The organism is Vibrio aerogenes (assembly GCF_024346755.1).
Taxonomy (GTDB): domain Bacteria; phylum Pseudomonadota; class Gammaproteobacteria; order Enterobacterales; family Vibrionaceae; genus Vibrio; species Vibrio aerogenes.
This window is the reverse complement of the sequence record NZ_AP024862.1, coordinates 860,593-879,745: the sequence shown is the minus strand read 5'-3', so window position 1 is coordinate 879,745 and position 19,153 is coordinate 860,593. Positions and strand designations below refer to the sequence as shown.

The 19,153-nt window shown below is 43.9% G+C and carries 13 protein-coding genes and 1 pseudogene; 10 read left to right on the top strand and 4 right to left on the bottom strand.

The window, feature by feature from the left end; translation table 11 throughout:
- Nucleotides 1-5: 5 nt before the first annotated feature.
- The 4 genes from OCV29_RS21435 (at nucleotide 6) to OCV29_RS21420 (ending at nucleotide 5,116) form a co-directional block, all read left to right on the top strand.
- On the top strand, nucleotides 6-1,097 hold the full coding sequence (locus tag OCV29_RS21435; protein ID WP_073604852.1) for a microcin C ABC transporter permease YejB: 1,092 nt from the start codon (nucleotides 6-8) through the stop codon (nucleotides 1,095-1,097).
- A gap of 4 nt (nucleotides 1,098-1,101) precedes the next feature.
- Nucleotides 1,102-2,151: an ABC transporter permease gene (locus OCV29_RS21430; protein ID WP_073604851.1), complete on the top strand. Its 1,050-nt coding sequence runs from the start codon at nucleotides 1,102-1,104 to the stop codon at nucleotides 2,149-2,151.
- Complete coding sequence (locus OCV29_RS21425) at nucleotides 2,148-3,737, top strand: ABC transporter ATP-binding protein (RefSeq protein ID WP_073604850.1); 1,590 nt, start codon at nucleotides 2,148-2,150, stop codon at nucleotides 3,735-3,737. Before OCV29_RS21430 ends, OCV29_RS21425 begins: the two co-directional genes overlap by 4 nt.
- 455 nt (nucleotides 3,738-4,192) lie before the next feature.
- Nucleotides 4,193-5,116, top strand: coding sequence for a dioxygenase family protein (locus OCV29_RS21420; RefSeq protein ID WP_073604849.1), 924 nt, complete (start codon nucleotides 4,193-4,195; stop codon nucleotides 5,114-5,116).
- 92 nt (nucleotides 5,117-5,208) lie between these two features.
- Here OCV29_RS21420 and OCV29_RS21415 read toward each other — a convergent pair whose 3' ends face one another.
- Entirely contained in the window at nucleotides 5,209-6,573 is a 1,365-nt protein-coding gene (locus OCV29_RS21415) for a carbohydrate porin (RefSeq protein ID WP_073604848.1), read from the bottom strand.
- A gap of 385 nt (nucleotides 6,574-6,958) precedes the next feature.
- Nucleotides 6,959-7,588, bottom strand: coding sequence for a hypothetical protein (locus OCV29_RS21410; RefSeq protein WP_073604847.1), 630 nt, complete (start codon nucleotides 7,586-7,588; stop codon nucleotides 6,959-6,961).
- A 350-nt stretch (nucleotides 7,589-7,938) separates the two neighbouring features.
- On the opposite strand from OCV29_RS21410, the gene OCV29_RS21405 reads away from it, so the two are divergent.
- Together OCV29_RS21405 and OCV29_RS21400 are read left to right on the top strand one after the other, a co-directional pair.
- A complete protein-coding gene (locus tag OCV29_RS21405; protein ID WP_073604846.1) occupies nucleotides 7,939-8,478 on the top strand; it encodes a cytochrome b in 540 nt (179 codons plus the stop codon).
- A complete protein-coding gene (locus OCV29_RS21400; protein WP_073604845.1) occupies nucleotides 8,475-9,044 on the top strand; it encodes a YceI family protein in 570 nt (189 codons plus the stop codon). Before OCV29_RS21405 ends, OCV29_RS21400 begins: the two co-directional genes overlap by 4 nt.
- Nucleotides 9,045-9,165: 121 nt before the next feature.
- Here the strand turns inward: OCV29_RS21400 and focA are convergent.
- A pseudogene (gene focA / locus OCV29_RS21395) lies at nucleotides 9,166-10,017 on the bottom strand (formate transporter FocA); the annotation flags it as partial.
- A 205-nt stretch (nucleotides 10,018-10,222) separates the two neighbouring features.
- Here focA and OCV29_RS21390 point away from each other — a divergent pair.
- Nucleotides 10,223-11,128, top strand: coding sequence for a LysR substrate-binding domain-containing protein (locus OCV29_RS21390; protein WP_073604844.1), 906 nt, complete (start codon nucleotides 10,223-10,225; stop codon nucleotides 11,126-11,128).
- Between the two features lie 186 nt (nucleotides 11,129-11,314).
- Here the strand turns inward: OCV29_RS21390 and OCV29_RS21385 are convergent, their stop codons facing one another.
- Nucleotides 11,315-12,970, bottom strand: coding sequence for an ATP-dependent endonuclease (locus tag OCV29_RS21385; RefSeq protein WP_073604843.1), 1,656 nt, complete (start codon nucleotides 12,968-12,970; stop codon nucleotides 11,315-11,317).
- Nucleotides 12,971-13,222: 252 nt separating this feature from the next.
- Here OCV29_RS21385 and OCV29_RS21380 point away from each other — a divergent pair, with 252 nt between their 5' ends.
- The 3 genes from OCV29_RS21380 (at nucleotide 13,223) to OCV29_RS21370 (ending at nucleotide 19,068) form a co-directional block, all read left to right on the top strand.
- A complete protein-coding gene (locus tag OCV29_RS21380) occupies nucleotides 13,223-14,956 on the top strand; it encodes a bifunctional metallophosphatase/5'-nucleotidase (RefSeq protein WP_073604565.1) in 1,734 nt (577 codons plus the stop codon).
- Between the two features lie 571 nt (nucleotides 14,957-15,527).
- The gene (locus OCV29_RS21375) at nucleotides 15,528-16,856 is read left to right on the top strand and encodes an OmpA family protein (protein WP_073604483.1); all 1,329 of its coding nucleotides are present in this window, start codon (nucleotides 15,528-15,530) and stop codon (nucleotides 16,854-16,856) included.
- Nucleotides 16,857-17,202: 346 nt separating this feature from the next.
- Nucleotides 17,203-19,068: a sensor domain-containing diguanylate cyclase gene (locus OCV29_RS21370; RefSeq protein ID WP_139281617.1), complete on the top strand. Its 1,866-nt coding sequence runs from the start codon at nucleotides 17,203-17,205 to the stop codon at nucleotides 19,066-19,068.
- The last annotated feature ends 85 nt before the right edge of the window (nucleotides 19,069-19,153 follow it).

Here is a 19,153-nt window from a genome sequence, read left to right as displayed (position 1 = left end):
AGATTATGGCTGCATACATTATCCGTCGTTTGCTGCTGGTGATCCCGACATTATGGGCCATTATCACCATTAACTTTTTTATTATTCAGATAGCCCCCGGTGGCCCGGTTGAACAAGCGATTGCACAGGCTCAGGGGCTCGGCTCTGGTATCATGGAACGTTTTACCGGCGGGAGAGATGATATCGCCGGGGATACGTTACAAAAAAGTGAGCCAGGTACAGGATATAAAGGTTCCCGCGGATTAGATCCGGAAGTTGTTGAAGCGATTAAACACCAGTTTGGCTTTGATAAGCCGATTCTGGAACGATATACCGATATGCTGAAGAACTACGTCACTTTCCACTTTGGTGAAAGCTTGTTCAGAGGCGGCAATGTCATTGATTTAATCAAGGACCGGTTACCTGTTTCTGTGTCTTTGGGGGTGTGGAGTACGCTGATTATCTATCTGGTGTCGATTCCTATGGGTATTGTAAAGGCGATTCACCATGGTTCCCGGTTTGATGTCTGGTCGAGCGCCTTAGTGATTATTGGTTATGCTATTCCGGGCTTCTTGTTTGCGATTCTTCTGATCATTGTGTTTGCCAGCGGAAACTACCTGGACTGGTTCCCGCTCCGGGGACTGGTTTCGGATAATTTTGATCAGCTAACCTGGTATCAACAGATCGGGGATTATTTCTGGCATCTTGCACTGCCGGTTACAGCCATGGTCATTGGCGGATTTGCAACACTCAGCATGCTGACGAAGAACTCTTTTCTGGATGAAATTAATAAGCAATATGTGGTGACAGCCAGAGCGAAAGGGTTAGATGAAAGAAGCATTCTTTATAAACATGTATTCCGCAATGCTATGTTAATTATTATTGCTGGTTTCCCCAGCGCTTTTATCAGCATGTTTTTTACCGGCTCGATGTTAATTGAAGTGATGTTTTCACTCGATGGTATCGGATTACTTGGTTTCGAATCGACAATTCAGCGCGATTATCCGGTGGTATTCAGTTCTTTATATATCATGACGTTACTGGGACTGATTTTAGGCATTATTTCTGATTTAACTTATACATGGGTTGATCCCCGTATCGATTTTGAGGCTCGTTAGTTCCATGTTTGCAAAAATTATCCGGACGAATCCGGTTTATGCAGAGCGCTGGCACCGGTTTAAAAACCATAAAAGGGGTTATTGGTCGCTGTGGATATTCAGTTTACTGTTTTTGCTGAGTCTGTTTGCTGAAGTGATTGCAAACGACAAACCACTGCTGGTTTCTTACGATCATCACTTCTATTTTCCTGTGGTGCACTCCTACCCGGAAACAACTTTTGGCGGTGAATTTCCGACGGAGGCTGATTATACCGATCCTTATGTGTTGGAGTTGATTCAGGAGAAAGGCTATGTGATCTGGCCTTTAATCCGTTTCAGTTACAATACGATTAATTTCAATGTGACGAGTGGGAGTGTGCCGTCTGCCCCTGATGCCGTAAACTGGCTGGGCACTGATGATAAAGGGCGGGATGTGTTGGCCCGGATTATTTATGGTTTCCGGATTTCAGTGTTGTTTGGGTTTGTGCTGACGATCATCTCTTCTGTGATTGGTGTTTTTGTCGGGGCAACGCAGGGATATTATGGGGGATGGATTGATCTGCTCGGCCAGCGTTTTATTGAAGTATGGTCCGGAATGCCAACACTGTTTCTGCTGATCATTTTGTCCAGTTTTGTCGAGCCAGACTTTTGGTGGCTGCTGGGTATTATGGTGCTGTTTAGCTGGATGAGTCTGGTTGGTGTGGTCCGGGCTGAGTTTCTTCGCTGCCGGAATTTTGAATATGTGAAAGCGGCACAGGCGCTGGGTGTGTCTGACAAACGAATTATCTGGCGGCATATGTTACCCAATGCAATGGTTGCTTCATTAACAATGATGCCTTTTATTTTGTCTGGCTCGGTGACAACACTGACCTCGCTGGACTTTCTGGGATTTGGTTTACCTGCGGGGTCTCCTTCTCTGGGCGAGCTGTTGGCCCAGGGGAAAGCGAATTTACAGGCGCCGTGGCTGGGTATCTCAGCATTTGTTGTGTTGTCGGTGATGCTGACTTTGCTGGTTTTTATTGGCGAGGCTGTTCGTGATGCCTTTGACCCACACCAGTCCGGGAGAAAATCATGACTCAGGTACTAAAGATTGAAAATCTCTCGGTCGGATTTGAACGCCGCGGAAGCATAGAGCAGGTCACTCATCAGGTTTCTCTGGCCGTGAATCAGGGAGAAACTCTGGCGCTGGTGGGAGAGAGTGGTTCAGGGAAGTCGGTGACCGCCAATGCGATCTTAAGGTTGCTGCCCGCGAAGGCTGCCCACTATCTGGAAGGTGATATTCAGTTCGGTGATGTCAATACACTGACATGCTCTTTACGGCAGTTAAGAGGGATTCGTGGCGGCAGAATCGGGATGATATTTCAGGAACCAATGGTGTCGCTAAATCCGTTGCACCCTGTTGGTCGTCAGCTGGTTGAAACGCTTTCTATTCACAAGGGCCTTCGTCAGAAGCAGGCTGAGTCAGTTGCTGTTTCATGGCTGGAGAAAGTTGGAATCCGGAATCCGGCACAGAAAATATCTGCCTATCCGCATGAGTTATCCGGTGGTGAACGCCAGCGGGTGATGATTGCGATGGCGTTGATTAATGAACCGGAGCTGTTAATTGCCGATGAGCCAACCACAGCACTTGATGTTTCTGTTCAGGCGCAGATCCTTGATTTACTCAAAGCGCTGCAAAAAGAACTGGGTATGGCCATGTTGTTTATCACGCATGACCTGAGTATTGTGCGGAAAATTGCTGATCGGGTTGCGGTGATGCAACAGGGGCGGTTAGTTGAAACACAAGAGACTTCACTTCTGTTTCACGCGCCGGAGCATCCTTATACACGTCAGTTGATTGACTCTGATCCGAAAGGCGGCCCGGTTCCTGTGTCTCAGGAATCGCAGATGTTGCTTCAGGCCCGGCATTTAAAAGTCTGGTTTGAGATTCGCAGCGGTGTTTTTCGCCGGGTGACTGACCATGTCAAAGCGGTCACCGATGTCGGCTTTGATTTAAAAGAAGGACATACAATTGGTATTGTCGGAGAAAGTGGGTCGGGTAAATCGACCACGGGTATGGCGATACTGCGGTTAGTCAATTGCGAAGGGATGATTCGCTATCAGAATACAGAACTGCAAGCACTCGACCGGAAAGCGATGCTGCCATTCCGGAGCCGGATGCAGGTCGTATTTCAGGATCCGTTTTCTGCATTGAATCCGCGAATGTCTGTGGCAGAGGTGATTGGTGAAGGCCTGTATGTGCATCAGCAACTGAGTAAAGATGAAGCTGAAATCCGTATTTGTCAGGTGATGGAAGAAGTGGGACTGGATCCACAAACCCGTCACCGTTATCCCAATGAGTTTTCCGGAGGACAAAGACAACGGATTGCGATTGCAAGGGCGTTGGTCTTAAAGCCGAAATTTATTCTTCTGGATGAGCCGACATCCTCACTGGATCGAACGGTTCAGGCGCAGGTTCTGGAATTACTGAAGTCTTTGCAGAAGAAGTATGGGCTGTCTTATCTGTTCATCAGCCATGATCTGAGTGTCATCAAGTCATTGTGCCATTACACGATTGTGATGCGGCAGGGGCAGATTGTCGAACAGGGAAATACCAGTCAGTTATTTTCTGCCCCACAACATCCATATACCCAAGAACTTGTTGCACTTTCTTCCGTGTGATAATTATTTCCCTCTGTCACAGCGGTCTTTTGAGCCGGAATCTTTGGGATTCCGGCATCCTCTTCCTGCATCGTATCTTTCCTGAATCAGTCTTTGATCTCAAAATCTGGTACTGCAAACCACGCAAGACATCCGTTTTTCGTTTATAAAAAAGGCGCTTAGGCATTGGTATTCATACCATTCTAAGTAACTTTCTGATCTGGATATATCTGGTTCCGCAAACCGCTCAAGCCATCCATGGGCGCTTAAACAAGGGCATCCATGCCCTTGTATGTTTGCTCCACCAAACACATCCAGATGATCAGTTTATTTTCCAGATTGGTATCAATTCTTCGTCTGGATTTTACGCACTGTATTATGTTAAAAGTATGTAAATGAATGTAAACAAACTTGTTTCATATTGGCTGGTGATTATTCTTATCGATGAATCTCAACAACAAACATAAGGAAAGAAAATGAATAATAATGATGAGAAATGTCAGCTGGAACGTCGTAAGGCGATGAAAACGATAGCGTCACTGGCTGCCGTCGCAGTTGCTCCTGTTGTCATCGGGCGTGTGAACGCAAATGAATTTCTTGCCGGACCTCCGGGGAAACCTGATCGTCCTGATCGTCCTGATCGCCCTGACGGACCTCCGGGCGGACAATCCGGTGAAACTGCTGAACCCGCAGAAGGGGGCGATAATCCATCAGCAGACTGGTTGTCCGGCGGGACTCAGGCTATGACCGCAGGGTTTCCGGATGACAGTATCTTTACCTCTGCAGCAGCATGCACCGTGGCTTTGACTGAAGAACGAACTGAAGGGCCCTGCTACTTCGACAGTGTTTATCGTGAGGATATTTCAGAGGGGCTGAGCGGATTACCGATGCAGCTTTGTTTTCAACTGACGGATGAAAGTTGTGAGCCTTTAGCCGGTTATGAAATTGAAGTCTGGCACTGTAATGTTGAAGGTGTTTATTCTGGTGATACTTCAGATGCTTCGGATACCGGCAGATTTAACAGCAGCTATTGTACAGGAGATGCTGAAGATGCTTTGGCTTCTCAGTGGTTTCGCGGGATCGCGGTCACTGACAGTTCGGGAAGAGTGAACTTTAAAACATGTTTCCCGGGTTGGTACAGCAGCCGGGTCATTCATATTCATTTCAGAGTCCGGACTAATAATTCAGATTCTGTTGTATCCCAGTTTGGCTTCAGCGACTATTTCTGCCAGAACATTTGTACGACGCATGAAGACTATATCAGCCGGGGTGAACCAGATACGTACATGAACAATGATACGGTCTTTGATGGGCCTGATGAGACATATATGTTCCGTTTGCAGGCCAACAGTGACGGTTCTCTGCTTGCTTACAAGCGCCTGATGATCAGTGAGTCTTAATGATTACCAGACATTAAAAATCCCCCTGACTTCTGAAGCCGGGGGGACTGAAAGGTTCTGTTAACCGAATTGTTCAGCAGTGGGATGGATTATCAGAACCAGGTTTCCATTTGAAGGGCAAAGAATGCTTCTCCGCCATCACCCAGTGTTTTGGTCGCACCATTGATCGAATAACTGCCATCCAGTTCATTACTCCAGTCAACATAGCTGACGGCAAAACGTAATTCAGGACGGTCAAAGAATCCACCGGCGGTTGATAGTTTGAATGTCGGCGCTACAGTAGCTTTGTAGAAGCTGCCCTTCGCTTCATCAGAAGCATTGTCCAAATCCATATACTGATAAGTCCCTTCATAGACCATTTCAAAGTTATCAGTAAACTCCTGAGCTAAACGGACGTTCAGTGTTGCCCAGACAAACTTGTCATTTTCCTGATATTGATCTTTGCTGTATTGCGTCATGAATGCCGGTGCAATACGCCAGTTATCCGCGAAACGGGTCACGCCGTATGTGAAGAAACGAACAGATTTTGCATCATCAGTCAGGTTGCCATCTGAACCAATATTTTTGACTTCAGCACCTAAACCATGTCCGGCAATCACACCTGTTTTAGAAAAACCATCACTGATACCATAGAAACTGTCAGCATGGTAGGCGAGCAGGGCATGCAAACCATTTTCAGCATCATTTGTACCATTCTCTTCATTATCTTTTGCGATAATGCCATTGACCATCAACTGCCATTGGCCAATGTGGTTATTCATTGTGACCGTATAACTTTCAATATCATTACCATCGACATCGCTGAAGTCGTGGCCATAGACAGAAAAGTTTGATTTCCAGTTATCACCAAGTTGTACGTCGTAAATACCTGCTCCCGTACCTGCCAGATAAACTATGTCAGAGTCCAGAAAGTGAATGTCAAAGTTATCTCTGTCGAATCGTTTACCAGCCCAGATTTTTGCATCTTTAAAGGCGCCGGAGAAAGAACTCAGGTTAGAAAATTCAGCAAATGCCTGCCTTACGTTGACTTGCGAACTGTCAGCTGTCCATGGATTTTTACTTTCCTGTCCATCTGCCAGCATGATTTTGTAATAAGCTGAAGAGCCGTTATCTGCAGTCCGGCGATGAATCAGATTTGCTTCAACATAGGTATCATCTTCCACACCCAACCGGCCGATGTGACCACCCAGCCCGCCAACGGGTGTCATACCGACACCGGTGCCCTGTGCACCATTAAAATCATCGTTTGCAATTAAACCGCTTCGTGCATAGCCAGTGAATTCAAATGCGGCTGCATCCTGCTGAGCTTCCTGTGCCGTTTTTTCAGCAGAAGCAACACGGCTTTCCAGTTCATTAATTCTGGCTTCCAGGGCCGATAAGTCTGATTGTGCCATCGCGAAATGCGCTGGTAACAGAATACTGGTGATCGTTATTGCTAGCTTGGTTCTTTGTCTCATCTTGTTACTCCACGTAAGAATGAATTTAAATATTTGCAAACGTTCTCAATCTTTATTTGTGTGTTAATAAACACATATAAGTATTATTGTGATTGAAAAATACTCTTATTTAGGTGTCGTTAAATAATATATCGTCTTTTTGTTGGGAACGATCCCATTAATGTTTGTTTTTCTAATTTGATCACAAAGACTCCCGCTCTTTTAATGAGTTTTTATGATAAATATCTCACTTTTATACCTAACTGAACTCAAGAGGAATGGTGAGGGTCAACAGACCCTAGAGCGTGTGCATCTTTCAGGCGACTACAGGTTAGGCTATGAAAGATAAACACGCTCTGAGACTATCCCAAATATGAAGTGATCTGTTTAACGGGCAGCTTATAATTTACTGTAATACGGTATAGAGCTGAATGTACCTGCGAACCAATTGCTGATCTTTTGAACGTTTTAAGGGGTGAGTGTATTTGATATAGCAAGGGGTAAAATCGTGAATCGACTCAAGGCTTTTCAGAAGTTTCGAATCACTTTTGTGTAGTGCGATGCCCTGTGCATTGTATGCATCCATTTCATCCGGCAGCTTTCCTGTCCACCAGTAAAGCAGCTCCCGGCTTTTGGAATCACGTGTCATCCAGTGATCAGCCAGCAGGAGCAAAATATCCGTTGGCTGAATTGCATATCCATACTCATTTTTCCACAGAGTAATATCACGGAAAATCTTATCTTTGGAAGCCTTGTTTGCACTGACCATGTGATGCGTTAATATCCAGACGGTACCGATGTCAGAAGAAACCCGGAAGTGATGCGGCAGTTCAGCAGCAATATGTAACTCAACCGGATGTGACTCACATGTATGTCCGAATTCCACAAGTGTTCGTTCAAGTCTTCTGGAAAAAGCTTTTCCCAGATGATGCTCCGTCATGCCCTGATTATGAATCGCAGGATAATGTTTGTTACATAATGCCATACAGTCAGACTGGAACTCATTCACGCTTTGGATCAGGATATCTAATAACAAGAGAGTTCTCCGGTTAAATAATGGCTTTCTTTAAGTTTCCGTATTACTACTTTTTTTTGTCTTTGTCTAATATATAGTACAAATTTTTCAACATCTTAGAGCATGGTTCATAGTGACAGGCCGATACGATACATATTCTTCTTAATCGGAATCACGATCGATTTGCTGAAAAAAACACGCTCTGGGTTATCAGAGTCCAAACATATTCAAAATTTTAGAACAAGTTCATCAATCTGATCAGGTACCAGTAATATAAATTATAATGAATACTCAAAGAATTATTATTTAAATGCAATTAATCCCTTATCTGCCAGATTTGAGGAGGAAGTTTAAGAGTAAGAGGTGTAGCAATGGGCAATGCTGTAAAAAATTATAACCTGATTGCAAGGTTAATGCACTGGCTCTCGGCCATTATTGTATTCGGGATGTTTGGTGTCGGAATTTGGATGGTTGATTTGTCTTACTACAGCCACTGGTATCACGAAGCGCCGTTTATCCATAAGTCAGTGGGTATTCTTTTTGCGTTATTAACTATTTTCAGGGTGATCTGGAAAGCATCTACTTTATCACCCAAAGTTGAAGGATCCCGCTTTGAGCAGGTCGCTGCAACGGCGGTTCATCACGCAATATATCTTGATCTATTCATTATTTTTATTTCCGGATATCTCATTTCTACGGCTGATGGCCGGGGGATTGAAGTATTTAACTTGTTTACGATTCCCGGGGCCGGAGAACTTTTTGAGGGGCAGGCTGATTTGGCCGGTACCATTCATACAATTGCCGCATGGTCATTAATCATTATGGCTGTCTTACATGCACTGGCGGCATTAAAACATCACTTTATCTCTAAAGATGATACCTTACGTAAAATGATAGGAGCTTCAAAATGAAGAAAACATTAATTGCTGCAGGACTAGCACTGTCAGCGTCATTGTCTTTTAGTGCTGTAGCAGCAGACTATGTGATTGATACGGAAGGCGGACATGCTTCCATAAACTTTGAAGTGAGTCATTTGGGATATAGCCATATTATTGGTCGTTTTAATTCATTCGAAGGCGGTTTTTCCTACGATCCAAAAAATATCTCAGCTTCTGAAGTTCATGTAAAAGTCGATACCTCAAGTCTGGATTCAAACCATGCCGAACGTGATAAGCATTTACGGAGTGGTGATTTTATCAATACCGGTAAGTATCCTTCTGCTGAGTTTACCAGTACTAAGGTGATTGATAAGGGGCAGGGTAACTTTACAATTGAGGGGAACCTGAATTTGTATGGAAAAACCAAACCAATCAGTATCGATGCGCATTTAGTGGGTGCCGGAAAGGACCCGTGGGGTGGTGAACGTGCCGGTTTTGAAGGAAAAACCCGTTTAACACTGGCTGATTTTGGTATTAAAGCCAAAGGTATCGTTCAGTATGTTGATATGAACTTGCAGGTTGAAGGGATTAAAAAGTAATTTTTGCTTTTCACTTCTAATTAGAAAAACACCCGGAAAATTCAATCCGGGTGTTTTTTTATCAGATGAATATTTACAGACTATGGGTCGGATTATTTGATTGCTGCGAATCAACCTTTGCAGCCTGTTTCTTTTTTGGGTAACTGAAGACAAACCAGTTCGACATACCAACCAGGAATGCACCGCCAACGATATTGCCCAGTGTTACCGGAACAAGATTTTTCAGCACAAAATTTGCGATGGTCAGGTCGGCATAGTGACTGGCGTGAACACCTGTGTCGTGCCAGAAAGAAGCGGGCGCAAAGCTGTGAATTGTGATACCCAGCGGAATCATAAACATATTTGCCACACAGTGCTCGAAGCCTGATGAAACAAACAGTGTAACAGGCATAATTGTCATCAGTGCTTTGGTTGCAGCGTTATGAGAACTGAAAGTCAGCCATACAGCCAGGCAAACCAGTAAGTTACACAGAATACCCAGTGCAAAGGCCTGAATAAAAGTGTGGTGTAGCTTATGTTGAGCGATATTCAGTGCATTCAGACCCCATTGGCCATGTGCACCAGAATAAAGACCTGCTGCCGCAACCAGGACGAGTAACAGCATCGCGCCAAGAAAGTTTCCAATATAGACTTTGCCCCAGATGGAAAGCATTTTAGTGGTTGTGATTTGTTTATTGGCTCTTGCGAGAATGGTCAAAACAGAGCTGGTAAACAGTTCACCACCGCAGATAACGACAAAGATCAGGCCAAGACTGAAAGCAACGCCGCCTGCCAGCTTACTCAGCCCCCAGGCAACATTAGAAGAGCCGGTGGTTACTGTAATATAGAAAATAAATGCAAGACCGATGAAAAGGCCAGCCATCATCGCCAGACCAAGTATGGTACCGGTTGATTTCTTTGTTTTACCACTGGCATATTTCTCTGCCTCAACCATCATCTCGGCTGGATTAAAGTAGTCTGTATTTTGAGTCATTTGCGCTCTCCACTACTGTATGAAGCGAATTATAAATCTGGTGCTTTTGTTGTCGCACATTATTAACGTGTAGAATAACGGATTTTACTTTGTACGGTAAAATGGGAAATTCTGAATTTAAGTATCAATTATATTGATACTTAAACCGGGTAAAGTAGAATGAGAACGAATTACCTTTCAGGACGATAGTAAATCAGGATCATCTGTGAGATATACGCTTAAACAGATTGCAGTATTTGATGCAATTGCTGAATGTGGCAGTGTCAGCCTGGCTGCAGATAAGCTTGCTCTGACCCAATCCGCGACAAGTATGTCGCTTTCTCAGCTCGAAAAGGTGATGGGACGGCCTTTGTTCGAGCGTCAGGGAAAGCGGATGTCACTGACTCACTGGGGGCTATGGCTGAGGCCCCGGGCCAAACGCCTGTTGCAGGATGCCCGGCAAATCGAAGCAGGATTTTTTGCTCAGCAAAGTCTGAGCGGGGAGTTATCGGTATGCGCCAGTCAGACACCGGCAGAACATCTCTTACCCGAACTCGTCAGCCGTCTCGATCAGACTTTTCCTGAAGTTCAGGTGAAGGTTTCGGTCAAGAGTTCTCACTCCGTGCTGGAAGATGTGCTGAGTTATCGTTGTGATATCGGTATCATCGAAGGACGTTGTGATGATCATCGTCTCCGGCAGGAAGTCTGGTGCAACGATCACTTAACGATAGTTGCTGGTGCCGATCATCCATATACCCAATTGCCTTTCGTTGATTTCAAGCAGCTTGAACAGGCACGCTGGGTGCTGAGGGAAAGTGGCTCCGGGACAAGAGCTGTGTTTGAAAGTGCAATTCATCCGTACCTGCAACAACTGGATGTCTGGCGGGAATATGATTTTGTGCCGGTGTTAACCCGTTTGGTGATGAATGGAAATTATCTGAGTTGTCTGCCTTATCTTGAAGTGAAACCACTCATAGAAAAAGGTGTGCTGGCAGAGTTGAATGTCCCTGAGCTGATGATGAACCGCACTTTATCATTCATCTGGCGTAATGATATGAATGACTATCCTCTGGTTGATTGTGTCATTAAAGAGGGACTCGATATGATGAAAGGACGTTCAGTACTCACCTAAATACCTGTTCCTAATTGTAGGTCACTCAGGCAGATATCGAACACAGACACGCATAAACCCATAAACCCATCCTTGAGGCTCTGCCGCGCCTTCCCTGGCGCGGAAGGTCTGCTTATCGATATCTGCCTCGTTGCCAAAAGTGGAGCATATTTAGGAACAGGTAGTTTTACATCCTTTCTTTTTCACTCAGGTATTCTCTTTCGCCATTAAAACGACCCGTTTAATCGTTTTTCGCAGCAAGGGAGGAATGACGTCGGTGCCCTGCTGCTCACAGTAAGATAATATTGCCAGTGCCAGATCCGGTTTGGCATATTTTTTCAGAACCTTGATGACGACTTTTTTGGCCGGAATCGGGTGGTTATGCGGGATTTTCAGTAAATCTTTAAAGAAGAACTCAAAACCATTGTCATAAAGGTAATGCTCGATATCTCTGTCCGGCAACGTCGTCAGCCTGTGGCTTTCAAGATCCTGACTCAGCTGCTTTCTGACTGTGGTCGCATATTTTTTACCGGCTGAATCTCCGTCGGTAATGACATGCCAGTCAATCGCAAGCGCTTTGGCTATTTTTATCAGAGGCCGGAGACCTGACTGGGCAAATTCAATAATCTGAATGCCTTCTGCCATCAGGTTGTAGCCACATTGTCTCGCTAATTCGCTGAATAACCAGACTTCGGTTTCTCCTTCAACCAGCAGCCAGCACCGGGCAAACAAGGCATTAGAACGGTGAAACCGGATATGAAAGCCAATCCGTCGCAGCTCATCGGGTGACAAAATATTGTCCGGAATGGCCAGCGTATGAGTTTTATCCGCATAGCGGACCAGGCGACGAATCGAGTTGATTGGCACAGCAGCGAGCAGCTCACCACTGTTTGTTGTCAGGATCTTCTGCATGGGTAAAAACTGAAGCAGACTCCAGGCTCTGGCAAGATGTGTCGGGTGGAGCCGCCCTTCGGGGTCTTCAATAATTAAAACCGGTCTTGCACAGCGTCGCAGATCTGTGGGTCCTTTGGCCTGCAGATAAGCATTCATCAGAATCATCAGTAAAAGCCGGGTCTGCCGGTTTTTGGTTTCCTCAACAAACTGGCTGAATGTTTTTTCGCTGGAAGGGCTGGCGTAAATCAGGCTGGTATAATCCTGTGGTGCCGGCTTATTACTACGGTTTTTAAATGAAAAATAATGCCCGACCAGAGCACTGACAGCATTCAGACTGCTCTTCATTTCCCCTTTATTAACATGTCCGGGAATCGCCAGCAGCCGGCGGCATGTATTGTTGATTCGTTTTTCAGTGCGGACATTCTGGCTGGTATTTTTTTTATCAGAAACCAAATACTTTTTATCAGCAACCGAATGAAAGCGGCGTGAGTCTTTCATCCTGAGTACCGGATGCAAACTACTCAGTTCCTGAGCCAGTTTTTCTGAAGCATGCAGTGCGAGCTTATCACCGTTTAGATCCATGAAACTATACTGAGTCCGGATATGTTCATCTTCACGTGTCCCGGTGATACGGTAGATAATCCGCGATTGTCCGTTTGCCAGCTTTTGCCAGACAGGCTTGAGTTTTTTGTATCGGCCGGAATGAATTTCACCTTTCTCTGTTGTGATAAAACTGAGCACAATCTGCAGAGATTGTGTTTGAGGAAGTGAAATGGAGTAATCAACATGAAAATCCCGGATCGTAAACTCGTACAAGGCGCCATCCGGTGGCAAGGCAATAGTCAGTGCATCAAGTAAAGATGATTTCCCCCAGGTATTCTCACCAATGAGTGTTGTGAGTTCATTAAAGTTTAATGATAAACGGCGGATACCACGAAATCCGGATATCTCAATGCGTTCCAACTGCATAAACAGTTCTCCTGAGTAGATGATAAATTAAGAATAATACAAAAAGCCTTTATATTCTCGTTGCTTACCCTCATTTACCGGTTTTAAATTTCTTTGAAACCAGCGGCATACTTGATTTATCTCAGAAGAGGGCGCATCCTGACGGGTCTTTATGATTGCGTAAGCAATGAATGTGATTATCCCCGGTCGAATGTCATATGCCTGTCATGCTTGAGTGACTATGATCTGAAGAAAGTGGAAAAAAGAGGTGTCATGTCTAATACGAACCATCCCCTGTCTGTAACGATTGCCCATCTGAATGATACCCATTCATATTTTGAACCTTCATCATTACAACTGAATCTGACGATTGATGGAGAATCAGTCTCACCTTATGTCAGTGCCGGAGGTTTTGCCCGTATCGCTTCGCGTGCAGGGCAGCTCAGAGCCGAAGCCGCTGAGCGTCAACGGGGGTTTTTACTACTTCATGCCGGTGATTGTTTTCAGGGCACTTTATATTTTTCTCTGTTTAAAGGTGAAGCCAATGCTGAATTGTTAAATGCACTCGGTATTGATGCCATGACTGTTGGTAATCACGAATTGGATCTGGGGAATCAGAGTGTTGCCCGGTTTGCCCGGCGGATTCATTTCCCGCTGTTGTCAGGTAACTGGGACTTGAGTCAGGAAGACCCTGAAAAAACTGATCCGCTGGCATCTTGTCCGAATGTATACAGCTATGATGATACGGCTCAGACTGCGCGGTGGATGGTTAAAACAATCGATCAGGAACCCGTTGCTATTTTTGGCTTATCTCTGGATCGGATGGATGAAATTTCGAACCCGGACCCGGACACGCCATTTGTCCTCTCAACTCAGGTCGCTGAAAACACCGTGAAAGCTATCCGTGAACAGGGGATCAATAAGATTATTTTGCTGAGTCATCTGGGTTATGAAGCGGACTTACAGCTGGCAGAATCTGTTTCAGGAATCAGCTTAATTATCGGCGGACATTCTCATATCCTGCAGGGTGATTATTCAGATATCGGACTGGATAAAGCCGATCCCTATGGTGTCCGTATCGGGCAGACATATATTGTCCAGTCGGGTCTTCATTCTCTGGCGCTCGGGCACTGTCATATTGATTTTGATGCTGATGGACAGGTTATCCGTTTTGAAGGTAAAAATGAGCTATTGATTGGTCGCCGGTTATTTGTTGATGCTGCCCGCGAATCTACGATTGATGAACAGGTGTATGCAAAAGCGGAAGCGTATTTAGCCCAACATCCTCTGATTGCAACATGCCCGAAACACCCTGAAATTCAGGATATTTTGCACCGACGTTATCTGCCGGTGGTCAGACAACAGGAAGTGGAAAAAATCACTATTCTGGAAAATGCGCTGCATCATACCAGAATTCCGGATGCAGAAGGCGGCAGCGAGATAGCTCCCTTAGTTGCAGAGTCTTTTGTTTATGTCATGAAACAGCAGGGATTCCCTGTTGATTTCGCGATTCATAACGCAGGGGGTGTCCGGTGTTCTTTACCTGCCGGAAATATTACGGTCGCCGATGTTGCCGGTAAATTATTGCCATTTGCGATTCCGATTGGCGTTTATTTTATTACGGGTGAAACATTGTTAAATACGCTCGAAGGCGCAATTGATAACGCGTTAGATAATGGTGTTATAGGAACCGGAACGGGAAGCTACCCGTATTGTTATGGGCTGGACTTTCACTATGACCCGGATCAACCTGCAGGAAAGCGGATTTACGGTTTAAAGATATATCGGGATAATCAATGGATAAATGTTGAAAAATCAGATATTTATTGTGGAACGTCATCCGCTTATACGATGAAAGGCAAAGAAGGATATGATGCGATCGTCAATGTGGTCAGGCCGAAATATATTTCTCAGTATTCAATGGCGGATGCGTTTATCGAATGGTTAAAAGATTGTGCCGGTTCACTGGCTGTGAGTGAACCAAGGGAGATATCCCGGTCATCTTAAGATTATGATACTGGTATAAAAATTGCTTTGTTCTGTGGTGATTTCTCTTCTGCAAACAGGAGGAGCTGTGGGACATCATAACTGGTTAGATATATTTGCCATCATCAGCTGGATTGGTATCTGGTCTTTGCTGGCTTACCTGCTTCCTTATTTAACACTTTGAATAAGGACCTATTGTCGTATGAACCGGCAATATTTGACAGATTATCGTGAGGGCTGTGCAGACACTCTGTATGGCTCTCAACCTGTTCATCCATTTGTTTGATTCATCAATCATTTTCCTGTCATCTTTTGTTGTATTTTAAGCTTTCTTCCGGCTCATATAGGGTGTGGTTTGACTATCTTATGTTGAATCGCTAACATGCTGTCGCTTTCGGTCAACTTTGAGAGAGACATCATAAAAGCCGGGGTTTCCGGTATTGTCCGGATGTGACCGGAAAGAAGGCAAAAGACCATCAAAGAGACTGAGTATTCTGTATTGGTCAGTTCATATATATCCGTTTATCAGATGATACGGATGTATGATTACTTTCGTTAGCTAGGTTATTAAATAACAATGAATATATTAAAGATGAATAAATGGATGACACTGTTTTTTCAGGTCGGCATAGCACTCGGAACAATATCATTTTTATCATATTGCTCCATCGTTGACTTTTATCCGCAAAATATACAGTTTGGCGACGGAATCTTTTTGCTGTTTATTTTGACAGTTGCGGGAATTCTTGTCGTATTAAATATTGCCGTTTTTTCAATATCCGCTTCTGCGCTGGTCAATTCAGTTGTTATTTTATACCGGTTACCTGCATTTTTACTGAAGTCTCTTTCAGTCACAAAGAAAGAGAAACAGTTACGCTGGATGGTATTGTCCGGCATGATTAATAAATTCATCAAAGACAATTCAATTTCTTCAGTTTATCTGGCTGGCCTAATCAGTTTCATCATCCTGACCCCCTTTATTTATCATTATGCAGTGATTCAGGAACTGAATGCTTTCTCAATTGTTAAAATTGTTCTCTGCTTCATGTATACCGGAGTAGCCTGCAGAATATATGCAGCCTATAAACATAAAAATATTCCGGTTACATTAGTGGCGATGGCTATTTTGATCTCCCCTTATTTTGTGGTGAATCATGTTTTTCATCATGCACTCATCACAATGATGGAACATACAGGCATCAGAAATACCAATGTTTCCTTAATTGTCGATCAGAAATATTTGCCGGTTGTGAATGAGGCAATTCAAGAGAATGAGCTATCAAAGTACACGGTGAAGTCCTCGAGCCAGGGCTTTGGCCGGTTGGATCATGTCGATGTACTCTTCACTGGTGTTGGTGATACAAGCTTGATCAGCATGAAAGACCAGGACCGTAAAGTCAGTTTGGTACTACCGTCAAAAGGTTTTCATATGGAAAAAATGCAGCTCAACCAGGATGTCAGCGATCTGATTGATGATATCCAGTCTGCTTGTGCTGCTGTCTTCGAAAAAGAGAACGTGATTTTTGATAAGTCGCTCATGCAACTGAATTACCATGGCGCTTATGGCAATTTTAAAGTGGGTGAATATGAGGTTTCCCCGAAGTATAAGAGTGTACTTACCTCAACGTTGCAACCTCTGTTTAAGGTATTGTCTGAACATGATGATCTGGTTCAGTCTGTTGAAATTATCGGGCTTTCAAGTGAAGAGTGGAAAGGTTCCAAAGATGATTCAGATGCTTACCGTTACAATTATGATCTGTCTGTAAAACGGGCCTTAGCTGTATCAGATGTAATTTTTGAAAACCCGGCACTGAAAACTTATGCCTCCTGGCTGGGTAAGAAAATGATCATTCGTGGAGAGTTATCCAACCATGAAAGTGACAGCCGGAAAGTCATGATCAGAGTTAATTTGCAGCACTAACCTAACCCATATTCTGCCGGCAATAAAAAAGCAGCCACCTGAACTGGCTGCTTTTTTTGTATCTGTTTCCGGATGTGTTGCCGGTTTTCCTCAAGAGAATTGAGTTCTGATAACAAGCCGTGAAAGACGGTGGATAACACTTTGATTTTATATTGAACGCTGACTACGCTTTAGCTGAGTATCGAATATAGCCATGCTTCCTGCGGTCATTTGATATAGATAACCGATGAAGAACAATCTGAATGCAGTATTTTCAGGTTGTTTGTGTATATCCCGACTGCATATCAGTTTGGGCCTCCGGTGATATCTCATCAGTGAAAAATCTATCATTTACAGAGGATCTTTTGTGATAAGAAAAAGTGTTTACCGGAGATTTATACTTTATTTCATCATGTTTGGCATGTGTATTATCACTCTTTTTTTATTTCTGATTAGCCAGAGTGAGAAACCTATACTGGAAAACTCAATCAGAGATGCTGTTGCTTTCCAGCAGAAACACATTTTTTCTGTTCTGCAAAAATTCTCCTTTTCTGCAACACACGTTGTGGATACATTAGTCAATAGCCGTGAAATTAATAACTATTTATCGGATCCTGAAAAAGCTGAGTTAGTACCGGTCAATCGTTTGATAAAGAATATTATCGGTATTGACCCGTCTTTTTACCGGGCTGAGTTACTTGATAGAAATAATGAGGTATTACTATCGGTCTACCGTCAGGATCCGCGCCTTCAGGTTCAGGACGATATAACCCGCAAAGGTGTGTCACTTCAATTTATTCCCAAACTGTCTTCTAAAGTCAGCCATCAAATCTGGTTTTCAGAAATCATCGCCAGTCAACATCTTTTCAGCGATAGTGCTTTTTTTCATTTGCTGTATGCCAGTTACCCCTTGTATACCAATCATCAATATGCGGGGAGTGTCGTGGTTTATTTCAACATTGATAACCTGCTGAATTTTTTAACTTCAGATGATCGCCTTGATATCTATATAACGGACCAAAAAGGGAAAATTTTATTTTCTTCAGATCAAATGGACTCGGTGACTCAGGGAGAAACTCAATTTTTTCAGAGTACATTTGAGGTCAGTGATATTCGTTCAGAACAACAGCTAAAGCAGAAAGGTTTTTCTTTCATGCCATTGGGTGCTTTGTACAATGGACAGGGACTGCTGCTTTTTTGCCGGGCAAGCTCGTCATTTCTTCAGGAAAAATCTGACTGGTACAACGCTGTCGTGGTTGAAATCTTTGTGATTGTGATAATTTTCTCGTTTTGTTTTGGAATCATTATTGCGATTGGTCCGTCTCGCACGGTTGAAAAGTTAAAGACGGTTTCAAAAGAGAAAAATAAGTATATGCGGTTATTGGATCAGTATGTGCCGGTTTTTGAAACAGACAGGCATGGTGTGATTACCCGCTGTAACCAGGCGTTTTGTTTACTCAGCCAGTTTAGTGAATCTGAGTTGATCGGAAAACCATCAACGATACTGAATTTTAATCAGGCAGATTCCAGTATAGCGCATATCAAAAGTATTTTAGACGCGGGCTTACCATGGCAGGGGGAAGTGCACTATATTTCTAAACGCGGAAAAGAATTCTGGCTGTTCAGCACGGTTATTCCGATTTACGGCAATCACCGTGAATTGATGGGATATATGTCTATCTCAACTGATAAAACAGATAAAAAACAGCTTGAAGTCATGCTGGAAATCGATTCTCTGACAGAAATTTACAACCGGTCAAAACTCAATAAATGCTTAAGTCATGAGTTTGAACGAACGAAACGATACGGAACTGTCTGTTCTGTGATCATGATTGATATTGATTTTTTCAAACAGGTCAATGATAACTTCGGACATTTTATGGGTGACAAAGTACTTTATCAATTGGCGATTCTTCTGAATCAGTCGACCCGGATGATAGATGAGGTGGGCCGCTGGGGCGGGGAAGAGTTCATGATTGTCTGTCCGGAAACGACTTTAGAAGATGCACTGATACTTGCCGAAAAAATCAGAGCGACGATTGCATCCCATGACTTTTCTGATGTGGGCCGGCTGACGGTGAGTCTCGGGGTCGCAGAAATGGAGCCGGAGAAAACGTTGCAAAGCATTTTAGAGCAAGCCGATTACTATCTGTATGAAGCGAAAAATAAAGGCAGAAATTGTGTGATGAGCCGGATGGGGTACTTTCAGATTGCTGATAAAAACACCATTTAAAATTATTGGTTTTCTTATGATTTGACAATGTTATTATTGCGGCGCATATGACTTTTGCTGCCGTAAAAACCGGTAGTGATTCACT